The organism is Candidatus Merdisoma sp. HCP28S3_D10, from assembly GCF_052065835.1.
Lineage (GTDB): Bacteria > Bacillota > Clostridia > Lachnospirales > Lachnospiraceae > Laedolimicola.
Genome location: NZ_JBQHTG010000001.1, coordinates 119,258 through 139,153, shown reverse-complemented (window position 1 = coordinate 139,153; position 19,896 = coordinate 119,258). Strand labels below are relative to the sequence as shown.

General features: G+C 53.4%; 17 protein-coding genes, 3 tRNA genes and 1 riboswitch. Of the genes, 18 read left to right on the top strand and 2 right to left on the bottom strand.

Annotated elements, in window-relative coordinates:
* Positions 1 to 16 precede the first annotated feature (16 nt).
* Genes ACTNCH_RS00630 through ACTNCH_RS00590 form a run of 9 tightly spaced genes read left to right on the top strand, consistent with a single transcriptional unit; the run spans position 17 to position 12,111 of the window.
* On the top strand, positions 17 to 475 hold the full coding sequence (locus ACTNCH_RS00630) for a phage tail protein (protein ID WP_158363006.1): 459 nt from the start codon (positions 17 to 19) through the stop codon (positions 473 to 475).
* Between the two features lie 22 nt (positions 476 to 497).
* Positions 498 to 3,215 (top strand): hypothetical protein, encoded by a 2,718-nt coding sequence (locus ACTNCH_RS00625; RefSeq protein ID WP_441015786.1) that lies wholly within the window; start codon positions 498 to 500, stop codon positions 3,213 to 3,215.
* Positions 3,216 to 3,938 carry a CIS tube protein gene (locus tag ACTNCH_RS00620; protein WP_441015789.1) on the top strand — a complete coding sequence of 241 codons (723 nt, stop codon included), beginning with the start codon at positions 3,216 to 3,218 and terminating at the stop codon, positions 3,936 to 3,938. It abuts the gene before it with no gap.
* Positions 3,939 to 3,963: 25 nt separating this feature from the next.
* The gene (locus tag ACTNCH_RS00615; RefSeq protein ID WP_441015792.1) at positions 3,964 to 5,055 is read left to right on the top strand and encodes a phage late control D family protein; all 1,092 of its coding nucleotides are present in this window, start codon (positions 3,964 to 3,966) and stop codon (positions 5,053 to 5,055) included.
* Positions 5,052 to 5,834: a phage baseplate assembly protein V gene (locus tag ACTNCH_RS00610; RefSeq protein ID WP_441015795.1), complete on the top strand. Its 783-nt coding sequence runs from the start codon at positions 5,052 to 5,054 to the stop codon at positions 5,832 to 5,834. The genes ACTNCH_RS00615 and ACTNCH_RS00610 overlap by 4 nt, the downstream gene beginning before the upstream one ends.
* Positions 5,835 to 5,877: 43 nt before the next feature.
* Entirely contained in the window at positions 5,878 to 6,291 is a 414-nt protein-coding gene (locus ACTNCH_RS00605) for a GPW/gp25 family protein (protein WP_441015798.1), read from the top strand.
* Between the two features lie 21 nt (positions 6,292 to 6,312).
* Positions 6,313 to 9,159, top strand: coding sequence for a hypothetical protein (locus ACTNCH_RS00600; protein ID WP_441015801.1), 2,847 nt, complete (start codon positions 6,313 to 6,315; stop codon positions 9,157 to 9,159).
* The gene (locus ACTNCH_RS00595; RefSeq protein WP_441015804.1) at positions 9,153 to 10,997 is read left to right on the top strand and encodes a hypothetical protein; all 1,845 of its coding nucleotides are present in this window, start codon (positions 9,153 to 9,155) and stop codon (positions 10,995 to 10,997) included. The genes ACTNCH_RS00600 and ACTNCH_RS00595 overlap by 7 nt, the downstream gene beginning before the upstream one ends.
* Before the next feature lie 19 nt (positions 10,998 to 11,016).
* Entirely contained in the window at positions 11,017 to 12,111 is a 1,095-nt protein-coding gene (locus ACTNCH_RS00590; RefSeq protein WP_441015807.1) for a hypothetical protein, read from the top strand.
* A gap of 53 nt (positions 12,112 to 12,164) precedes the next feature.
* On the opposite strand, the gene ACTNCH_RS00585 is transcribed toward ACTNCH_RS00590, so the two are convergent.
* Entirely contained in the window at positions 12,165 to 13,004 is an 840-nt protein-coding gene (locus ACTNCH_RS00585) for an N-acetylmuramoyl-L-alanine amidase (protein ID WP_441015810.1), read from the bottom strand.
* A 52-nt stretch (positions 13,005 to 13,056) separates the two neighbouring features.
* Between ACTNCH_RS00585 and ACTNCH_RS00580 the strand changes: the two genes are divergently transcribed.
* The 3 genes from ACTNCH_RS00580 (at position 13,057) to ACTNCH_RS00570 (ending at position 15,688) form a co-directional block, all read left to right on the top strand.
* Complete coding sequence (locus ACTNCH_RS00580) at positions 13,057 to 13,290, top strand: ABC transporter permease (protein WP_441015813.1); 234 nt, start codon at positions 13,057 to 13,059, stop codon at positions 13,288 to 13,290.
* Positions 13,291 to 13,412: 122 nt separating this feature from the next.
* Entirely contained in the window at positions 13,413 to 14,591 is a 1,179-nt protein-coding gene (locus ACTNCH_RS00575; RefSeq protein ID WP_441015816.1) for an iron-containing alcohol dehydrogenase, read from the top strand.
* A gap of 47 nt (positions 14,592 to 14,638) precedes the next feature.
* Positions 14,639 to 15,688: an L-threonylcarbamoyladenylate synthase gene (locus tag ACTNCH_RS00570; protein ID WP_441038285.1), complete on the top strand. Its 1,050-nt coding sequence runs from the start codon at positions 14,639 to 14,641 to the stop codon at positions 15,686 to 15,688.
* Between the two features lie 233 nt (positions 15,689 to 15,921).
* On the opposite strand, the gene ACTNCH_RS00565 is transcribed toward ACTNCH_RS00570, so the two are convergent.
* Positions 15,922 to 16,004, bottom strand: a tRNA-Leu gene (locus ACTNCH_RS00565).
* 183 nt (positions 16,005 to 16,187) lie between these two features.
* Between ACTNCH_RS00565 and ACTNCH_RS00560 the strand changes: the two genes are divergently transcribed.
* From ACTNCH_RS00560 to ACTNCH_RS00535, 6 genes are all read left to right on the top strand, one after another.
* Positions 16,188 to 16,272: transfer RNA gene (locus ACTNCH_RS00560), tRNA-Leu, on the top strand.
* Between the two features lie 4 nt (positions 16,273 to 16,276).
* Positions 16,277 to 16,359: transfer RNA gene (locus ACTNCH_RS00555), tRNA-Leu, on the top strand.
* A 108-nt stretch (positions 16,360 to 16,467) separates the two neighbouring features.
* Positions 16,468 to 17,835, top strand: a complete 1,368-nt coding sequence (locus tag ACTNCH_RS00550) for an MATE family efflux transporter (RefSeq protein WP_441015822.1) — start codon at positions 16,468 to 16,470, stop codon at positions 17,833 to 17,835.
* Between the two features lie 84 nt (positions 17,836 to 17,919).
* A riboswitch (TPP riboswitch) is annotated at positions 17,920 to 18,023 on the top strand.
* Positions 18,024 to 18,239: 216 nt separating this feature from the next.
* A complete protein-coding gene (thiS, locus tag ACTNCH_RS00545; RefSeq protein WP_158362978.1) occupies positions 18,240 to 18,434 on the top strand; it encodes a sulfur carrier protein ThiS in 195 nt (64 codons plus the stop codon).
* Between the two features lies 1 nt (position 18,435).
* Positions 18,436 to 19,071, top strand: coding sequence for a thiamine biosynthesis protein ThiF (gene thiF, locus ACTNCH_RS00540; RefSeq protein WP_441015825.1), 636 nt, complete (start codon positions 18,436 to 18,438; stop codon positions 19,069 to 19,071).
* Positions 19,072 to 19,113: 42 nt separating this feature from the next.
* Complete coding sequence (locus tag ACTNCH_RS00535; protein WP_158362974.1) at positions 19,114 to 19,884, top strand: thiazole synthase; 771 nt, start codon at positions 19,114 to 19,116, stop codon at positions 19,882 to 19,884.
* Positions 19,885 to 19,896: the final 12 nt, after the last annotated feature.

Below are 19,896 nucleotides of genomic sequence, written 5' to 3'. Positions count from 1 at the left end.
AGGGGGGACAAAAGCTGTGGCAGAAAACGGAGAAAACCGGCGTAGAAGTTATAATTTTATCGTGTATCTGGAAGGAAAACGAATCGGCTTTGAGCGTCTGTCCGGTCTTTCCGAGGAAGAAAATTTCGAAGTTCTGCGGGAGGGCGGTTGGAACAGAGCCGTCTATGCCCTGGTCTCCGGGGGAGGCAGGCAGGAGAGAAGCCTGACGCTGGAACGGGGAGTCCTGGAACGGGAAATGGAGTTCCGGCTTTACCAGCCCGGATACCGGTTCCGGGAAGAGGTGGCCATCTATGTGGCAGACCAAAAGGGTGAGATAAAGAAGGAATATTATCTGGCGGGCGCTTATATCAGACGGATTAGCCTGAATGAATTTTCCGCCAGGGACAGCGGTCTTCAGGTGGCCAGCATTGAGCTGGGATATGAAACCCTGGAGGAGGAAGGCAGCAGGGACAGCGGCGCATGGCGCAAGCTGTAGAAAAAAGTAAGGGGTGACCGGAATGCGGAATCAGTTTCTGGGCTTTGCCAATCAAATTATAGCGCAGCATACCCAGGGGGGCGGACCCTTCGATTCCGCTGCCATGATTTTCCCGGAAGCGGCAGAGCAGGCAGCCGGGGAAACGGTGCAGAACAGCTATGTGACCAACCGGTACCGGATTCAGAGAATCACCGAGGAAAATTATCTGTATCAGCAGAATTTTCAGCTGCTGAATCAGCTTTATGAGAAACAGACGTTCCGGAATTTCTATCCTACGGTGGAGAAACAGGTGGAAAAGCTTATCAGCCGGGAGATGCCGGAGCTGGAAGAGAAGCTGACGGTCCGTATGGCGCAGGAAATCCACAGGCTGGTGCGGGAGGGCGGCACAGAACAGCTGACAGTACTGAAAGAACGGCTGGAAAAGACAGAGCGGGAGACGCTGGAGAAGGAGCTTCGGCGGGAGCGGACGCACACGGAACGTCTGGAGAAGGAGCTTTGGCGGGAGCAGACCCATACGGAGCGTATCCGGGAGGAGCTGCGGACTGAGGTTCAGAAAGATCGGATTCATACGGAACGGCTACGGGAGGAGCTTCAGAGAGAACGATTCCACACGGAGCAGACAGAAAGAGAACAGATTCATACAGAGCAGGCGCGGACAGAAGCGGAACTTCAGACGGTGCCTGTACACACAGAATCCATGAGAGAGGAGCTTCGTACCGTACCTGCGGATACGGAGCACAGATACAGAGAACAGGGTCGCGGAAGCGGCCGGGGCGCGGAGCCCGGACAGGAAAAGAAGCCGGGAGAGACGGCACCGTCCGGAGACAGGGGCGCGCAGGAGATTTGGAAACTCCGGGAGAAGGAGATCCGGGAGAAAGAACTCCGGGACAGAGAAGTTCTGGAAAAAGAGATTCAAACGAAAGAAATTCAGGAAAAAGAAGTCAGAGAGAAAGAAATCAGAGAGAAAAAAATCCGAGAGAAGCAGCTGGTGCTGCTTCGAAAAATCGAGAATATATATAACAGCAGTTACCGGGCAGAGTTCCGGGTACCGGGAAGAAGAATCGGGAACGCGGGGGCGGCGGTGATGACAAATGCCGCAGCCGGATCGTCCGAAATCGCCATCCGGAGTAATGCCGGGTCTGCGCCATCCGGAATCGAGCGGCTTCTGCTCCGCACAGAGCGGATGCTGGACGTATCGACAGGGTATCTTCCCATGTCCCTGCTCTACGATATGGAGGAGCAGGAAGCGGCGGAGAAACAGGGGCAGAAAGCTGTCGAAAGCGAAGCGTGGAAGTCAGATGGGTTAGTGCAGAACCAGACCGGACGAAGAGACGTGACAGAGACACCTGGGACGCAGCGGAACCGGCAGCAGAGCACGGTGGAACCGATGCAGCTGGTACAGCGGCAGAGCAGCGCAGCGGAGCTGACACAGACAGAACAGCTGTGGCATGATACAGCGGGGCAGCGCGCAGAACAGCTGTCCATACCGGGGAGCCGGTGGCAGAGTCCTGCGGAAGCAAAAAACGCGCCAGGGCAGACGCAGATTACTTCCGGGACGCCCGGACAGCCTATCGGGCAGACGCCTGTGGAGGCGGGACAATTCCGGACGCCGGGTCATGGGATTTCCGGACAGCTGATTCCGGGAGATTCGGAGCGCGGCAGCCAGGCGCGGCCGGAGCTGGCGGAGGTACCGATGGTTCACGCAGCCAGCGAGACGACCGGGCCGGAGGAGGCCGGAGAGAACACAGGAAGATCCGCGGAACCGGGAAAGCTTCCGGGCGTTGCAGAGCAGACAGTACAGGAGACCGTACAGAACACGGTACAGAAGATTGTACGGGAAACAGTGGAGAACGTCCTGCAGAATACCGTAGAGAAGACAACCGGGCATATTATAGAAAAAAAGATAGAAAAAGAGACAGAAAAAAAGGCTCAGCAGACGGCGGAGCAGGTGTTTCAGAAAGCGGAGGGAGAAAAAGTCCTGCAGACCGCAGTGGAACAGACACTGCAAAAGCCCGCAGAACAGAGAACCCTGCAGACCATCGTGGAGAATCGGGTCCGGGATACCGTTCAGAATACGGCAGGCTACCGGATGCTGCAAAAGGCAGCACAGCCGGGCATGCCGGGCGACAGCTTTGGCATACCTCAGATAGGGAACGGATTTCAGCCGGTGGAAATGCTGCAGGGAGAGACCCTGGAGGCTATACAGCCACTGGGGACGCCGGGGCTGCCCTATCCGCGGCAGATGCAAAGTCCGGGAGTGATTCCACAGGCGGCGCAGATACGGCAGGCCACCAGGAACGGTCAGCCGACCCTGATACGGGCCTTTCAGATGCAAGCAGCCGGAAGACGGGCCGCCTCAAGACAGACGTCTCCCGGACAGACTCTGGAGACTGCGTCCATGGTTTATCCAGAGGATCGGGAAGCAAAAGAGCAGGAGGCAAGCCGTCGGCAAATGCAGGAGCATATTCGCAACGTAACCGAGGAGCTTCAGGAGGTTCGTCGGAGTGTGCGGACAGAGAAGAAGCTTCAGGTGGAAAAACAGCGAGAGCTTGTGCGGGAGGTTATCACAAAGGATCCGGAGCTATTGACAGAGAACGCTGTTTCTGCCAGTGTGGGACGGCAGGTACAGAAGGAAGTGGAGCGCTATATGGACGAAAGTCTCCAGAATATGACCAATCGGGTCTATCGAAAGCTGGAGCAGAAGCTCCGTACCGAACGGGAAAGGAGAGGACTGGTATAAATGAGCACAGATACGAGACAGAAGCTGATATATGGGGACGGCGCTCTCCAGCGGGCGCGGCTTTCCTACAACACGCAGAACGGAAAAAAGAATACCATACCGGTACAGTTCAATCCTACGGAGTATTCCATCAGCCGCAGTGTGAAATTTAAAAGCCACAACGGGCAGGGAGAGGAAGCGCACCCGAAAAATACCCAGGCATCCGGGAGCGAGCTGGCTATCTTAAGGGTCAGCCTGATTCTGGATACCTCTACCGAGCTGACAGAATATCAGCTGCCCAAAGGCTTATCCAAATATCTGGACAGCAATGACGAGCTTACGGAGATCTGCAGGGATCTGGGTATGATTATGAAGCGGACGGCGGAGAATCATGAGCCCAGCCTGGTGATTTTTGAATGGGGCAGTATGGCCTTTTACGGTCATGTGACTTCCCTGGGAATCAGCTATCAGATGTTCAACCGGAACGGAATGCCGGTACGGGCCCGTCTGGATATGGAGATCGAAGGTGAGGATAAGAAGATTCTGAATGAAATCGGAGCCAATCCCCACGAGTCGCCGGACCGGACCAAATACCGCCGGATCAACCAGAAGGAAGAGCTCTGGATGCTGGCGGCAGAGGAATACGGCGATCCGGGCAGCTGGAGAACCATTGCGGAGGAAAATGGCATTTTAAATCCCAGAAAAGTGGATTATACCAGAAGACTGAAGGTTCCGGCCCTGTAAGGGACAGACGGAGGAGGCAGCGGATATGGATATGATGAAGGGAAGCACCAGCTTTCGCGCCCTGAGAGATAAATATAAGAATTTTTCCGCTCCTTCCGTGGAGATTACGGTGGGGTCAGAAAAGCTGTCGGAAAAAAAGGCGGATATCCAGGAGATAGAGCTGGAGCTGACCAGCGGTTTCGAGGCCTCCGGCTGCGTATTCTATGTGGACGGAGCCTACCGGGTGAAGGATACGGCTTTTGACCGGAAGATTGCGGATAAGCTTCAGATAGGAGAAAGTGTAAAAATAAAGCTGGGATATATTTCCAGGGAAGAAGTGTTCCGGGGTTATATTTCCCAGGTGGAATACCAGCATGGCACCGAGGAGGACGATTACCGGATCCGGGTAGAGTGCATGGACATCAAAGGCCTTCTCATGAAGACCAGGAGAATGGAATTTTTTACCCAGAAAAGCGCGGACGCAGTGGTGAAGGCGATTCTGGGTGAAACGCCGGTAAGCAGCTACCTGGCGGGAAAGGAGATCGACTCCTGTAAAGAGGAGGAGGTTCCGCTCCGGAGCCATATGATGACAGACTATGAACTGATCGTGGAGCAGGCGGAAAAGCAGGGATATGAATTCTTTGTTATCCAGGGAAAAGCCTATTTCCGGAAACGGCAGAAGGTAACATCATCGCTGATGACACTGGGACCGTCCCAGGGAATCCTGAATGCCCGGTTTTTCATGTCGGCGCAGCCGCTGGTAAAGAAGATAGAAATCCGCGCCATCGATCCGGAAAACGGAAAGCAGATAAAGGGAGAGGCTGTGATTTCCGGCAGCTTTGGAAAGCAGTCCGGAAAGCTTCTGGGCAATTCCAGACAGGTTTATTATGAAGCGGGCGTGAAGGACGCGGCGGAGGCCAAGGCCAGAGCCCAGGCGCGCATGGAGCAAAGCTGCCAGGAATTCGGATCCCTGGAATGTGAGTGCGTGGGAATTCCGGAGCTGGTGCCGGGACGTTTTGTGGAGGTAAAGAATCTGTCGGCCCAGGCAGACAGAAAATATTATATTACCTATGTGCGCCATGTGCTGAATGAGGACGGGTACCGGACTTATCTGAGAGCGGGAGTGAGCAGTCTATGAATAACGCAATTACAGATTTATTTCAGAGAGAAAATGAATATTATGACGGGCAGCACACGCCGGGCTTCGTCCAGGGGACGGTAGTAGAGAATAACAATGCGGATTTCAAGGGCATGGTGAAGGTGGAATTCACAGTCTGGGAATCCGGTAAAAATATGTGCGAATGGGTGAGGCTGCTGACTCCCTATACGGGGAAGGATTACGGAACCTACTGGGTGCCGGAGATCGACGAGACAGTTCTGGTGGGCTTCATCGGAGGCAGCCTGAAGCGGCCGTTCCTGCTGGGCAGCCTGTATCCTGGCGGCGCGGCCCTGGTGTCGGAGAATTTTGATAAAAAAAATGTGAAAAAGCAGATAAAAACCAAGGGCGGCGTGGATATCGCCATATCAGACGAGGACGGGAAGCAGAGTATCACGGTGACGACGCCAAAGGGGAGCACCCTGGTCATCGACGATGAAAAGGAGTGCTGTAAACTCACAGATAAGGACGGCAAGAACGGGATACAGTTGGATTACAAAAACGGGAAGGCAGAGCTTCTGGCAGAAAAGACCATTTCCATCAAGGCGGGGAGCGTAGAGCTGTCGCTGGACGGAAACGGAGGAACGATCAGCCTGAAAGCAAAGAAGATCTCCCTGACGGCGGACAATGAGATTGGCATGAAGGCCAATTCCGCCTGGAAGGCAGAGGGGGCGCAGGTGGATGTGAAGGCCCAGGCAAAAATGAACCTGCAGGCCTCCGGTCCGGTGGCCGTAAAGGGAGCTATGGTACAGATTAATTAAGAGACAGAACGCAGGAAGCACAGCGGGAAAGGGAGAGACAGGCATGGAAGATTCAAGGGCTTTTCTGGGAAAGGGATTTGCTTTCCCGCCCAAGGTGGATCCGGTAACAGGAAAATTCCGGATGGCGGAGGGGGAAGAGGATATCCGGCAGGCGATCTATATCATTCTGATGACCAGACTGAAGGAGCGGGCCATGCTTCCGGATTTCGGCTGCAATCTGCAGGATTATATCTTTGATTTACCGGACGCTGCCTTCGAGGCGGGCTTAATCCGGGAGGCGGAGGACGCGCTGACCCGCTATGAGCCGAGAATCCGGCATGTAAATGTGACCGTAGACAGAAGAAACCTGACGGGCGGAACGATTTATCTGAATATCAGCTATGACGTGAGGGCGACCAACAATCCAAACAATCTGGTATTTCCTTACTATCTGGAGGAGGGAATCGGCGAGCTCTAAGGGCCGGAGGAGGAAAAAAGCATGGAGAAATATTCCGCAAATGAAAAACTGCAGAAGCTGATGCGTTCCTACGTGCCGGAGTTTGCCTACGAGCCGGGGGGAAAGGACGCCGGTTCGGTGCTGACGGATCTTGGCAGTGAAATGCTTGCTTCCTGCGAGGAGCGGTATCAGGGCGTGATCGATAAGCACAGAATCCAGTATCTGAATCTGTTTGACGGACTGGTCAGAGAACCCATCAGCGCTTCCAGGGGCTATGTACAGTTCCGGCCGGTGGAGGGCTATGAAGGCCTGGTATCCATTCCCCGGGGAACCCGGGTGCTGGCCACCGGAGATAAGGGAGAAGAACTGGTATATTCCGCAGAGCATGGGATTACAGCGACAGACGTACACCCGGAGCTAATTGTAGTCACAGACCGGGAACTGGGTAAAATTGTAAAAAAAGAATATCGGGAGAAGGAAGCCTTCACCGCTTTTGGCACAGAAGGAACCAACAGCACCAGACACAGGCTGTATCTGTGCTTTGAACAGCTCTTTGACGGACTAACGGAGCTGGATTTACGTATTTACGCGGAGACCTCCGGGGATAAAGCCCGGGAAGAGCTGCTGACAGCCGTTACCTCCCAGGATTTCTGTTGGTCCATACTGGAACCGGAGGGGGAGGAGCGCGTTTTCCAGACGGTAGAACGGGACGGAGACGCGGTGCGCCTTCGTATGGACCATTATATTCCCCAGAAGATCCGCATGGGTCAGAAGGAGGGCTATTATCTGGCCTTGACCTGTCTTGGGGAGCTGCCAAAGCTGTATCTTCGGGGAATTTCCGTATCCATGGGACGGGAAGGAAAGGCACCGGAGGAGATTCGGCTGAATGGAAATCCGGAGTTTGGCACAAGCTTTTATCCCTTTGGGAAACCTCTCGGGCTGTACAATGAAACTGTTTTTGAGGACGGGGAGGTCTTAAGCAGAAGAGGGGCGCGGGTAAAGCTTTCCTTCCGTCTGGACTACCGGCTTCACGAGGAACGGCCGGAGGTGCCGGAGCTGGATCTGGAATACAAGGCCATTATGAAGAAGCCCAAGAAGCCCTTAAGTGTCCGGGCTGCGGAGGTTCTGGCGGAGGATACGGTCTGGGAATACCGGAGTTACGCAGGCTGGAAGCCGCTGTTCCGGGAAGCCCATCGGAGATCCATGTTCAACGGATCCACAGAAGGGGCGGTTACCCTGGATTTTCTCTGCCCGGAGGATATGGCGGATTATGAGGAGAACGGGGAAGGACGGATTCGCGTGAGATTGCTGCAGGCGGAGAATATCTATAAAATGCCCGCAGTCTATAAATGCCCTGTGATATCGGCACCGACCTTTTCTTATTCTTATAAGGAAGCGCCAAAGGAGCCGGACTGTGTGCTGACCTGCAACAACTTTGAGGAACAGGATATTACGGAGGAGCTTAAAGCCGGAGGCGGAACGCTTCTCTTCTACGAGACAGAAAACAGGCAAAGGACCATGTATCTGGGCTTTGACCGCTCGATGGCGGGACTGCCCCTCAGCCTGTATTTTGATATTGAGAATTACGGGGACAGGCCGATCCGTTTCCGGACGGAATACCTGACGGAACAGGGATTTTTGCCGGTGCGGACAGAGGATTATACGGAGGGATTCTGCGGATCCGGCAATCTGCTGCTGATGATTCCCCAGGATGCTGTCCGGAAGAAGCTCTACGGGTATGAGGGTTATTTTATCCGGTTTATCAATGAAAATAAGGAAAATCCGGAGTACGGGCTTCCGCTGATCCGGGGAATCTATCCCAATATGGTCCGGGTAGTCAACGTGAATACGGTGACGGAGGAATTTTATCTGGACAGCCTGGAGGACGCTGTGACGATCCAGCTTTCCCAGCAGAATCTGCTGAAGGCAAGGGTAGAGGTGCTGGAGCAGCAAGGAGAGGAAAGAGCTTATGTGGAATGGAAGCCGGGCAATCCCATTTATGAGAGAGGGCGGATTTGCCAGCTGGACATGGCTTCCGGCGAGCTGAAATTTCGGAAGCACGCGTTTGCCGATTATCCGGTTCCGGAGGAGGGACCGCAAATCCGTGTCTCCCACAGTAATTATGGGGGCAGCAGAGCCAATGTACCGGCGGATCGCATCCGGGTACCGGGAACCGCGATCCGTTATCTGGCGGAAGTAACGAATCCCTTTCCTACCTATGGAGGCTATGACGGATATACAGAGGAAACAACCATGGATCTGGTGGCAGGAATGCTGCGCACCCGGAGCCGGGCAGTAACAGAGAAAGACTTTTTTGACATCATTTCCCAGGCTGCCTACGGCGTCCGGAAAATCCGCTGTTGTAACCATACAGATTCTATGGGAAACAGAGAATATGGCAGTGTGACAGTGGCGGTTCTTGTGGAGGAATATGGAAAGGGCGCCCATGTATTTTCCAGTGTGAAAAGACAGATTCGGGAGCGGCTACTGGCGGACAGCGCACTGACGGCGTCGGGAAAGACGCTGACTCTGATTCAGCCCCACTTTATCCGAATGAACGTCCGGGTATGGCTGGAGCGGGAATCCATGGAGCAGGCCTATGAGCTGCAGCAGAAGACGCTGGAGCTGATCCGGACATTTCTGGATCCGCTGGAGGGCGGTATGGCAGGAAATGGCTGGGAGATAGGAGAACTGCCCACGCCTGCCCAGCTGACTGCTTTCTTAAGAACCCGGATCGAGGATTCCGGCATTTCCAGAATGGTGATGACTGCTCTGGTGGACGGAAAGGAAACCGCAGTGGACGAGAGCTTTTATGAAAACCGCAAGGATCCCTTCGCAATGGCTGTGAGCGGTGAACATATGGTATATATCGAGGTGAGCGCATGTTAAAAGTACCCCAGTTGGATCAGGTGACCTATGAGCAGATAAAACAGAGGGCTGTCAGCCGGATTCCGGCTATGACAGCGGAGTGGACGGATTTCAACAGCCATGATCCGGGTATTACCGTACTGGAGCTGTACGCATGGCTGACCGATATGCTGGATTATTATATGAATGCCACAGGGGATGCCCATGTGGAAAAATACCTGAAGCTTCTGGGTATTCTCCCCAAGGCAGCCTGCCCGGCCAGAGGCTATGTGGTGGCGGAGGCGGCCGGATCCGGACAGGTGATTCCCGGTGGGACGGCGCTGCTGGCAGGAGAGATTCCCTTTGAGACAGAAGAGGACTATCGGGTGGAGACGAACCGGTTCCGGGCGTTCTTGCGGGAAGAAGCAGAAGAACTTGTGGATCTGACGGCCTTTGCCGGAGTGGACGGGGATTACGCGGAGATGTTCCCTACAGGAAAATGGGGAGAGCAGGCCGTCTATTTTGGATTTGAGAAAGCTCTGCAGCAGGGAGACGCGCTCTATCTCTGTGTAGAAAAAAATGAAAAACGAAATCCCTTTTCCGGCCGGATTTGTCTGGCAGCATTAAAATGGCAGATTTTTACAGAAAAGGGCTGGATCGATATTCCGGTTGAGGACGACACCTGCGGATTTCTCCGGAGCGGCTTTGTATGGCCGGAGCTTACGGGAAGTATGCAGCCTCTGCGCCCGGATCCGGATATGCCGGAGGCCTTCTATATCCGGGCCGTGCTTACGGAAAACACCTACGACTGTTCGCCCAGGCTGGGACTGGTCTGTGTCAATCCGCTTCCGGTGGTGCAGCAAAGAACCATCTGCAGAGAAGGAGAACGGCTGGAAGGACTTCGTATCGGCGTCACAGACGGCTGTGCAGGGCAGGAGCTTCTGTTTGACTATCCGGACGCCTGGAGATTTTCTCTGCTGATCTGTGGAAGTGACGGGGAAACAGCCTTATATCAGCACCGGGAGAACCTGGAAGAGGCCGGTTATGAGGAACAGGTATTTACCTATGACAGGAAACGGCAGATGATTCGGTTCGGAGATGGAATTCATGGAGCTGTACCGCGCCAGAAGCAGGAAATCTATGTGACAGGACTGGTAACCTCCCTGTGCGGCGCCGGAAATATCCAGGCGGGAGAACTTCGGACCTTTGAACATGGGGAAAGTTTTCCGTACCGGATACACAATCCGCTGGCTATCGAGAATGGCAGATCCAGGGAAAGCCTGAAGGAAATGCTGGTGCGGCTGGAGCAGGAATTATTTACCCAGAGACGGCTGGCGGCGGAGCGGGATTATGAAGAAATCATCGGCGGGACGCCGGGGCTTATGCTGGAAAAGGTGCATGTGATCCCGGGAAAGCTTTACGGGGAGCTGCACCGGCAGGAAGCAGGCAGCAATGAGGTGGTTGTCGTAGTAAAGCCCTGGAGTGAGGAAAGGTGTCCCGAGCTGAGCCCGGTTTACCGGAAGCTTCTGGAGGAACATCTGGAGTCCTTCCGCCTGATCAATACCAGGGTACGGATTGTATCGCCCCGGTATGTGGGTGTGGAAGTGTATGGCAGGCTTAAGCTCAGACAGGATACGCCTGCCGTCCGCAGAGCGATACGGGAATGCCTGCAGCAGGAAATCAGAGGAAAAAGCTTTGGAGCGGTGATTTCTTATGGAAAGCTGTATACAGCCCTGGAAAATCTGGAGGGCGTGGAGAAAGTCCGGGAACTGCATCTGGAACGGACGGGCAGCGCCGCGGAGAAGAGCAACCGGGGAGATCTGCTGCTCCGGGAGGACGCGTTGGCTTACTTAAAGGAATCAGACTTCGAGTTCTGCTGAAAGAGGAGGAATGCCGGTTATGATGGAGACTGGAAAAAAACTGAATTTTTACCGGCTGGGCCTGAAGGAAGGAAAAACCCGCCGGATGAAGCTGACGGAGGAGTACCGGCTGACCGGAGAAGGAAGCGGAGCGTTTCTCTACCTGGCTCCGGTCTATGATTCCATGGATCAGGGAGGAACCTGGCACCGGCTGGTGCTGGAGGGAAGCTTCCATCACTGTAAATACGAAATTTTCGCGGCTGCCGCGGATACGGATCTGTCCGAGACTGTGGAACAGCTCTGGGAAGAGGGCAGAGCGCCGGAGGAGGCTTTCGGGAACTGGAAAAGTGTGCGCCGGGTCAATACGCCGGATCTGCTGCTTCACGGGCTGGAGGGCCGGTATCTCTGGGTGCTGATCCGGGTGCTGGGAGCGGGAAGCGACAGCTTTTTTACTATCGAAGGCTTCCGGGTGGAATTTCCCTGGCGAAGCTTTGTAGAATATCTGCCGGAAATCTATCAGGAAGAGGGAAGAAACGCTTTCTTTGAACGCTATCTGTGCGGCTTTCAGAGCGTCTACGAGGATCTGGAGGAACGGGTGGACCGGCTTTTGGAGTATCTGGATTACGAGAGTACGCCCCGGGAAAATCTCCCGGTTTTCGCAGAATGGACGGGAAACCGGGCAGCCGGGCAGGAATATACACCGGAGCAGCTCCGGATTCTGCTGGGCCGGATGGGAGAACTGGAAAGCGGCCGGGGAACCGGCCGGGTACTTCTGGAAATGCTGAAATTTGTCACCGGCCGGGAAGCAGTGCTGGTGGAATATTTCAAATGGCATGACTGGATGAGCCGAAATCAGGAGCTGCTTCAGATCTATCAGCGGCTGTACGGAAAAAATGAGGATACGTTTACGGTAATCCTGGACGTGACAGGGGAAGAAAAACAGCCGGAGCGGGAAAGACTGGAACGTCTGCTCCGGGAATTCACACCCCTGGGGCTGGAGGGAAAGCTGGTGCTGCTGAACTGGAGCAGCCACATGGATACTCATTGCTATCTGGATCGGAACAGTCGCCTGTCCCGGCCGGAGCAGGCAGGAGCGGCAGGATTCGCCCTGGATGGAAGCTATATCCTCGGATAAATTTGACAGGAAAAAGGGAGCAGTCAGGAACTGCTCCCTTTTTATAATCCTCTTCAGCAGGTGGTGATGTAGGTATTATAGCCCTTTTCCCGCACCTCCCGCTCCATGGCGATGGCGTTGCTGAGCCGGGCGTAGGCACCGATCTGCACCTTATAAAGACCGTCATGATAAATGATGTAGGCGGGGAAACCGTCATTTTCCAGAAGACTCAAAAGATTTTCCGCGTATTCCCGCTCCCGGTAGGCGCCTGCCTGTACCCGGTAAAGCTCTTTATCAGGCAGGGAAGGATCTTCTGTCTGGTCGCTCACGGAAGCTACGGGAGAAAGTGAGTCGGCGGAAACGCCTTCCTCTGTGGCGGCGGATTCCTCCAGAGTCTCCATGATACCCTCGGCAATGGCCTGGGCCAGAGCCTGGAAACGACTGTCAAAAAGCTGATTGTCCTTATCGCTGTCGATAAACCCGGCCTCAACCAGAAGGGCAGGCATCCGGGTGCTGTTTAAAACCACCAGGTTGGGCCGGATATCGACGCCGATATTTCGAAAGCCCAGCGCCTCCAGATTGGCGTTGATCCGCTCAGCTATCTTTTTTTTGAGGCCGGAATCGTCATAGAGCAGGGTCTGGATTCCATCATACTGGCCCGGATAGTCGGCGGCGTTGCGATGAATGGAAAGAAAAAGATCGGCGCCTTCTTCATTGGCGATGGCAGCCTTCTGACCAACGGACTGGGTAGCGTCGGTGGTTCGGGTATAGATGACGTCATAGCCATTTTCCTCCAGAATATTTCCCACTACCATGGCAAGGCGGAGGGCGTCGTCGCTCTCCCGGCGTCCCTGATAGACGGCGCCGGGGTTTTTTCCACCGTGGCCGGCATCGATTACAATTTTTTCAACCATAGGTTCTCCTGTACGCAGGTTTTTTATATAGATATGCACGGAAGAATCCGGTGTGAACACAGAAAAAATCACAGGATTCACACGATTTCCTCACAGCTTATACAAAAAACAGTCACAAAATCTGGCGGCGATAGCCACCAATGCCCTGGGCTACGCGGCGAAGCCCTCCGTGGGCGGTATCGTATTTTCGGTGACCTTCTCGATTCTGATTGGCGTATTTTTTGGCTATTATCCGGCCAACAAGGCGGCGAAAATGAACCCGATCGAGGCCTTGCGGTATGAATAAATAAGCTTGTTAAAATTACTCCATCGTTGCCAGCGCACAGAAAAGGAAGTATAATAGAAACAGAGCAGTCAGCTACGCATGACAGGCCCAGTTCGAAGCGTGAGAAACAAGGAGGACATCACATGAACGGATTTCAGTATTACACACCCACAAAGGTAGTATTCGGAAAGGATACAGAACATCAGGCTGGAGCGCTGGTACGGGAGTTTGGCGGAACGAAGGTGCTGGTGCATTACGGAAAGGGAAGCGTGAAACGGAGCGGTCTTCTGGATCGGGTGTTTCAGTCTCTGGACGAGGCAGGAATTCCCTGGGTAGAGTTGGGCGGCGCGGTGCCGAATCCCCATCTGTCCCTGGTTCATGAGGGGATCGAGCTTTGTAAAAAAGAAGGAGTAGATTTTATTCTGGCAGTAGGAGGCGGAAGCGCCATTGATTCTGCCAAGGCCATCGGGTATGGCGTCAAATACGACGGTGAGGTCTGGGATTTTTATGAAAAAATCGCGGTGGTGAAGGACTCCGTCCCGGTAGGCGTGGTGCTGACTCTGGCAGCCACCGGAAGTGAAATGAGCAATTCCTCTGTCATTACCAATGAAGAGGGCTGGTTAAAACGGGGATGCAGCAGTGATCTGGGCAGGCCGAAATTCGCGATTATGAATCCGGAGCTGACCTATACCCTGCCGGAATATCAGACCATGAGCGGCTGTGTAGATATTATGATGCATACCATGGAGCGGTATTTTTCTCATGAGATGGATACGGAGCTGACAGACAGTCTGGCTGAGGGACTTATAAAAACAGTGATGCACCAGGCAAAGATTTTGCTGAAAAATCCGCAGGATTATGACGCCCGTTCTGAAGTTTTCTGGGCGGGAAGTCTGTCCCACAACGGACTGACCGGCTGCGGCAGAGCAGGTGACTGGGCCTGCCATCAGCTGGAGCACGAGCTGGGCGGTATGTTTGATGTGACCCATGGAGCAGGACTGGCGGCAGTCTGGGGAAGCTGGGCACGCTACGTATATCTCAATGATGTTCCGCGCTTTGCCAAGTTCGCGGTGAATGTAATGGGTGTTACTTACAACTACGCGGATCCGGAAAAAACCGTCCTGGAAGGCATTGAAGCACTGGAGGATTTCTTCCGATCCATTCATATGCCCACCAGCATAAAAGAGCTGGGCGTAGAACTGACGGAAGGACAGATTCTGGAACTGGCCTACAAATGCAGTCATATGGATAAGCGGACCATCGGCAGCATTCAGAAGCTGACCAGATCAGATATGGCAGAAATCTACCGGATGGCGAAATAGCCATATTGGATCTATCATGTAAAAAATAACGATAAGCAGGTGAAACTTTGGATACACAGGTAAGAAAACTAGATTATGACAATATCGATCCGGAAATCATGAAAGAGGCAGGCGATATTATCCGGGCCGGCGGCCTGGTGGCATTTCCTACGGAGACGGTATATGGTCTCGGCGGCGATGCGCTGAATCCGGAATCTTCCAAGAAAATATACGCAGCCAAGGGGCGTCCCTCGGATAATCCCCTGATTGTACACATAGAAGAACGGGCGGATCTGTATAAAATTGCGGCGAAGGTGCCGGAAAAGGCAGAAAAAATGATGGATGCCTTCTGGCCGGGACCATTGACTCTGATTTTTCCGAAGACAGATCGGGTACCTTCCGAGACCACAGGCGGCTTGGATACAGTAGCAGTACGGATGCCGAGCGACGGGATCGCGGCGGCCTTTATCCGGGCGGCGGGAGGTTTTATAGCAGCTCCCAGCGCTAATGTATCGGGACGGCCCAGTACGACTACGGCAGCCCATGTGATAGAGGATCTGTCCGGACGGATCGAGATGATTCTGGACGGCGGCCAGGCAGTGATTGGCCTGGAATCCACCATTGTAGACATGAGTGTAGAGCCTCCGGTCATTCTGCGTCCGGGCGCCATCACGAAAGATATGATGGAAGCAGTCATTGGTCCGGTAGAGATTGATAAGGCGATCATCGCTCCGAACTCAGGCGTTAAGCCAAAGGCTCCCGGTATGAAATACCGCCATTACGCGCCCAGAGCCGACCTGACCATCGTAGAAGGTCCCAGCGACAAAGTAGTCGAGACCATGAACCGGATGGCTGCAGAGGCCGAAGCGGAAGGAAAAAAAGTGGGAATCATCGCTACAGATGAAACCGCGTCACGCTATCCTCATGGCCTGGTCATGAGCCTGGGAGCCCGCAGTAACGAAGAAGAGATCGCACAACACCTTTTTGAGGTACTTCGTAAATTCGACGACACGGATGTGGATTGTATCTTCTCCGAATCCTTCGAAGACGCCGCCATCGGTGCTGCCATCATGAACCGGCTGCTGAAGGCAGCTGGCCACAAAGTAGTACGGGTATAGCCATCTAGTTTATATCAAAAACCAGAAACCAGGAGCGGCGGAGGAATTTCTTCTAAGATAGTGTCCGGCTTTTCGCGCACTGGTGTCTGACTGGAGCGGACCTTGAGTCCGAGCCAGACAGACGCCTGTCTGTGAAACGTCCGAACACTTCAGAAGAAAATCCTCCGCCGCTCCTGGTTTCGTCCGTTCTTACAAAAAAAAGCTTTCCAGATTCCTCTGAAAAGCTTTCATGATGCAGGAGATGGGACTTGAACCCACACAGCCTTGCGACTACAGGCACCTGAAGCCTGCGCGTCTGCCATTCCGCCACTCCTGCGAACAAATAGTATCTTATCAGAAAGTGTTCCTATTGTCAACACTTTTTTGAAATTATTTTCAAATTTGTAAATTTAAAAATCGGATAAAAATTTTTGAAAAAAATTCGGGAAAACAGTTGACATTTGTTAAAAGCGGTGTTATTATAATCAAGCGCGTTGACGAAACGAGCAAACAACTAAATGCGGAAGTGTCGGAACTGGCAGACGAGCAAGACTAAGGATCTTGTGATTATTGCAATCGTGTGGGTTCAAGTCCCATCTTCCGCAGTGAGCAGGAGTGGCGGAATGGCAGACGCGCAGGCTTCAGGTGCCTGTAGTCGCAAGGCTGTGTGGGTTCAAGTCCCATCTCCTGCATGAAGGTCTCAGAATGATTTCTGAGACCTTTTGTTATGTAATAGGAAATTCCTATGGAATCCCCTATTACAAAAAAATATTATCGCACTGCGGCGGAGAGAAATAAAGATGGAAGAACGAAAGAAAACAAAAGAAATGGATATGCTGAACGGCGGCCTGGCGGGGAAGCTGATTCTGTTTGCGGTTCCGCTGGCTTTCAGCAGTATTCTGCAGCAGCTGTTTAACTCGGCGGATGTGGCGGTGGTAGGCCGGTTTGCGGGCTCCCAGGCTCTGGCGGCAGTGGGAAGCTGCGTGGCGCTGGTGGGAATTTTTGTCAATCTGATTGTGGGATTGGCGGTGGGTCCCAATGCGGCCCTGGCCAATCTGATCGGCCAGGAAAGGCGGGACAGCATAAGCCGGATGGTGCATACGATTATGACCTTCGGGGCAATGCTGGGAATGATTTTGCTGGCTGTCGGCATGCTGACGGCACGGCTTGTGCTGGAGGCTTCCGGAACTCCGGAAACAGTCATCCGCGAGGCGTTATTATATATCCGCATTTATTTTATCGGACTGCCCTTCATGGTGCTTTATAATTTTGGCGCTGCCATTCTTCGAAGCTATGGCGACACGAGACGGCCCATGTATTACCTGATTCTGTCCGGTATCCTGAACGTGCTCCTGAATCTGCTTCTGGTGATTGGATTCGGCCTGGGCGTGGCAGGTGTGGCGATTGCAACGGTGATTTCCAATGTGCTGAGTACGGTGCTGGTAATGGTTCATCTCCATGCAAGAACAGATGAATTTCAATTCTGCTTCCACAGACTGTGTATCGACGGTGCTGATTTGAAAAAGGTACTGCTGATTGGAATTCCGGCGGGCATTCAGGGCGCGATTTTTTCCGTGTCCAATGTATTTATCCAGAGCGGGATCAATTCCTTTGGAGAGGACGCCATTGCGGGATCCTCCCTGGCGCTGAATTTTGAATATTTTACATATGATATTGCCAACGCCTTTGCCCAGGCGGCAGTAACCTTTACCAGCCAGAATTTTGGCGCGGGGAATCTGAAGCGCTGTAAGCGGATCTTCTGGCTTTGTATGCTGTTTGGAATGGGCTTTACCGAGATTTTGAGCATTATTTTTATGATCTGGGACGAATTTTTCGTAGGAATCTATACTATCAGCAGCAGTGTGGCGGTCTATGGCCTGGTGCGGATGCATCATGTCTGCTCGCTGGAGGGGCTGACAGCCACTTATGAGGTGGAGAGCGCGGCGCTCCGGGGTATGGGAAAATCCCTGGAACCCTCTATTATCACAATTCTGGGAACGGTTGTATTCCGTATGATCTGGCTTCTGACGGTATTTAAATGGTTCCCCACCTACGATATGCTGATGAATATCTATGTAGCCTCCTGGGTATGTACGGGCGGCGCGATCTTTGTGGTCTGGTTTCTCTATATGCGAAAAATGGAAAAGCGCCAGACTGAACTTGTATAGGTGATATGTAGTAGAAACTGTACAGGAAAATTTTGAAAAGACCTTGTTCTTTTATGAAAATCGATCTATAATGCAAAAAGACAATAAAACAGACGGGAGCTTGTATACAGGCTGAGAGGAAGGTGTGACCTTCGACCGAGAACCTGATTTGGATAATGCCAACGTAGGGATACCTGAGCAAAAAGGAAAAACGGAAAGCTGCCAAATCGGTGGCTTTCTTTTTTATGTAATAGGAAATTCCTATGGAATCCCCTATTACATAAAAAAGCCCTCCGGGCAGGATCGCACTGCGGCGGAGTTGTAGTATGTCGCTTAGGCGACCCGCCGCAGGCGGAGAATCCTGCGAAGCAGGATTCTTTTTTATTGCGTTTATTGCGAAAAATTATGGGACAGGAGAAGAAAGCATGGTAAAAGTAAACGGAACAGAGCTTAATATCGCCGGAAAAACCGTGGCGGAATATCTGGCCGGAACCAATTACGATCTGAAGCGGATCGCAGTGGAGCGAAATGGCGATATTGTGCCAAAGGCACAGTATGAGACAGCGGTGCTGGCGGACGGCGACAGCGTGGAAGTGGTCAGCTTTGTGGGAGGCGGCTGAGATGATACCGACAAGGGAAGAATGGCACCGGGCCCTGGCAGCCCGGCATGGGGAAGCCTTCCAGAAAAGGGCAGAGCATACGACCGTGGCCATCTGCGGCCTGGGAGGCTTAGGCTCCAATATCAGTATCTGCCTGGCAAGAGCCGGCGTGGGAAAGCTGATACTGATTGATTTTGACCGGGTGGATATCTCGAATCTTCACCGGCAGCAGTACAAGGCAAGCCAGCTGGGGCTTCCGAAGACGGAGGCGCTGGCGGCAAATCTGAAAGAAATCGCGCCCTATATCGAGCTGGAGACTCATACGCTCCGTATTACGGAGGACAATATAGGAGAGCTTCTTACGGACGCGGACCTGGTCTGCGAGGCCTTTGACAATCCGGAGTGCAAAGCAATGCTGGTCAATACCGTGCTGGAGAAATTTCCGGAGAAATATCTGTTGTCCGGCTCCGGTATGGCCGGCATGGACAGCGTGAACCGGATACAGACCCGGCGGGTTACGAAGCGGTTTTATCTCTGTGGGGACGGCGTCAGCGATGTGAAGGAGTGCGGCACGCTGGTTTCCAGCCGGGTCATGACCTGCGCGGCCCACGAGGCCCATATGGTGATACGGATTCTGGCGGGAGAGCCGGAGCCGTAGAAGAGTATAAAAAGCGAAATTTAAGAGAAAGAAGGTATACATATGAACAACGATACATGGACACTGGGGGGACATGAATTCCATTCCCGTTTCATTCTTGGATCTGGAAAATATTCCCTGAACTTAATCGAGGCTGCGGTAAAGGACGCAGGAGCAGAGATCATCACACTGGCGGTACGCAGGGCGAACACCAGAGAGCATGAAAATATCCTGGATTATATTCCGGATCATGTGACACTGCTCCCCAACACCAGCGGCGCGAGAACTGCGGAAGAAGCAGTCCGTATCGCGCGGCTGGCCAGAGAGCTTGGCTGCGGCGATTTTGTAAAGGTGGAGATTATGCGGGATTCCAAGTATCTTCTGCCGGACAATCAGGAGACCATTAAAGCCACCGAGATTCTGGCGAAGGAGGGCTTCGTGGTCATGCCCTATATGTATCCGGACCTGAATGTGGCAAGAGATCTGGTGAACGCAGGAGCAGCTTCCGTTATGCCGTTGGCGTCTCCCATCGGCTCCAATAAGGGACTGGCCACAAAAGAATTTATCCAGATCCTGATTGATGAAATCGATTTGCCGATTATCGTGGACGCCGGTATCGGAAAGCCCTCTCAGGCCTGCGAGGCCATGGAGATGGGAGCTGCGGCGATTATGGCCAATACGGCGCTGGCCACAGCAGGCAACCTGCCGCTTATGGCTTCCGCCTTCAAGGACGCCATAGAGGCCGGACGAAACGCTTATCTGGCAGGGCTTGGAAGAGTGCTGACCAGGGGCGCGGCAGCCTCCGATCCGCTGACCGGATTTCTGCGGGATTGAGAGGTGTGAGCA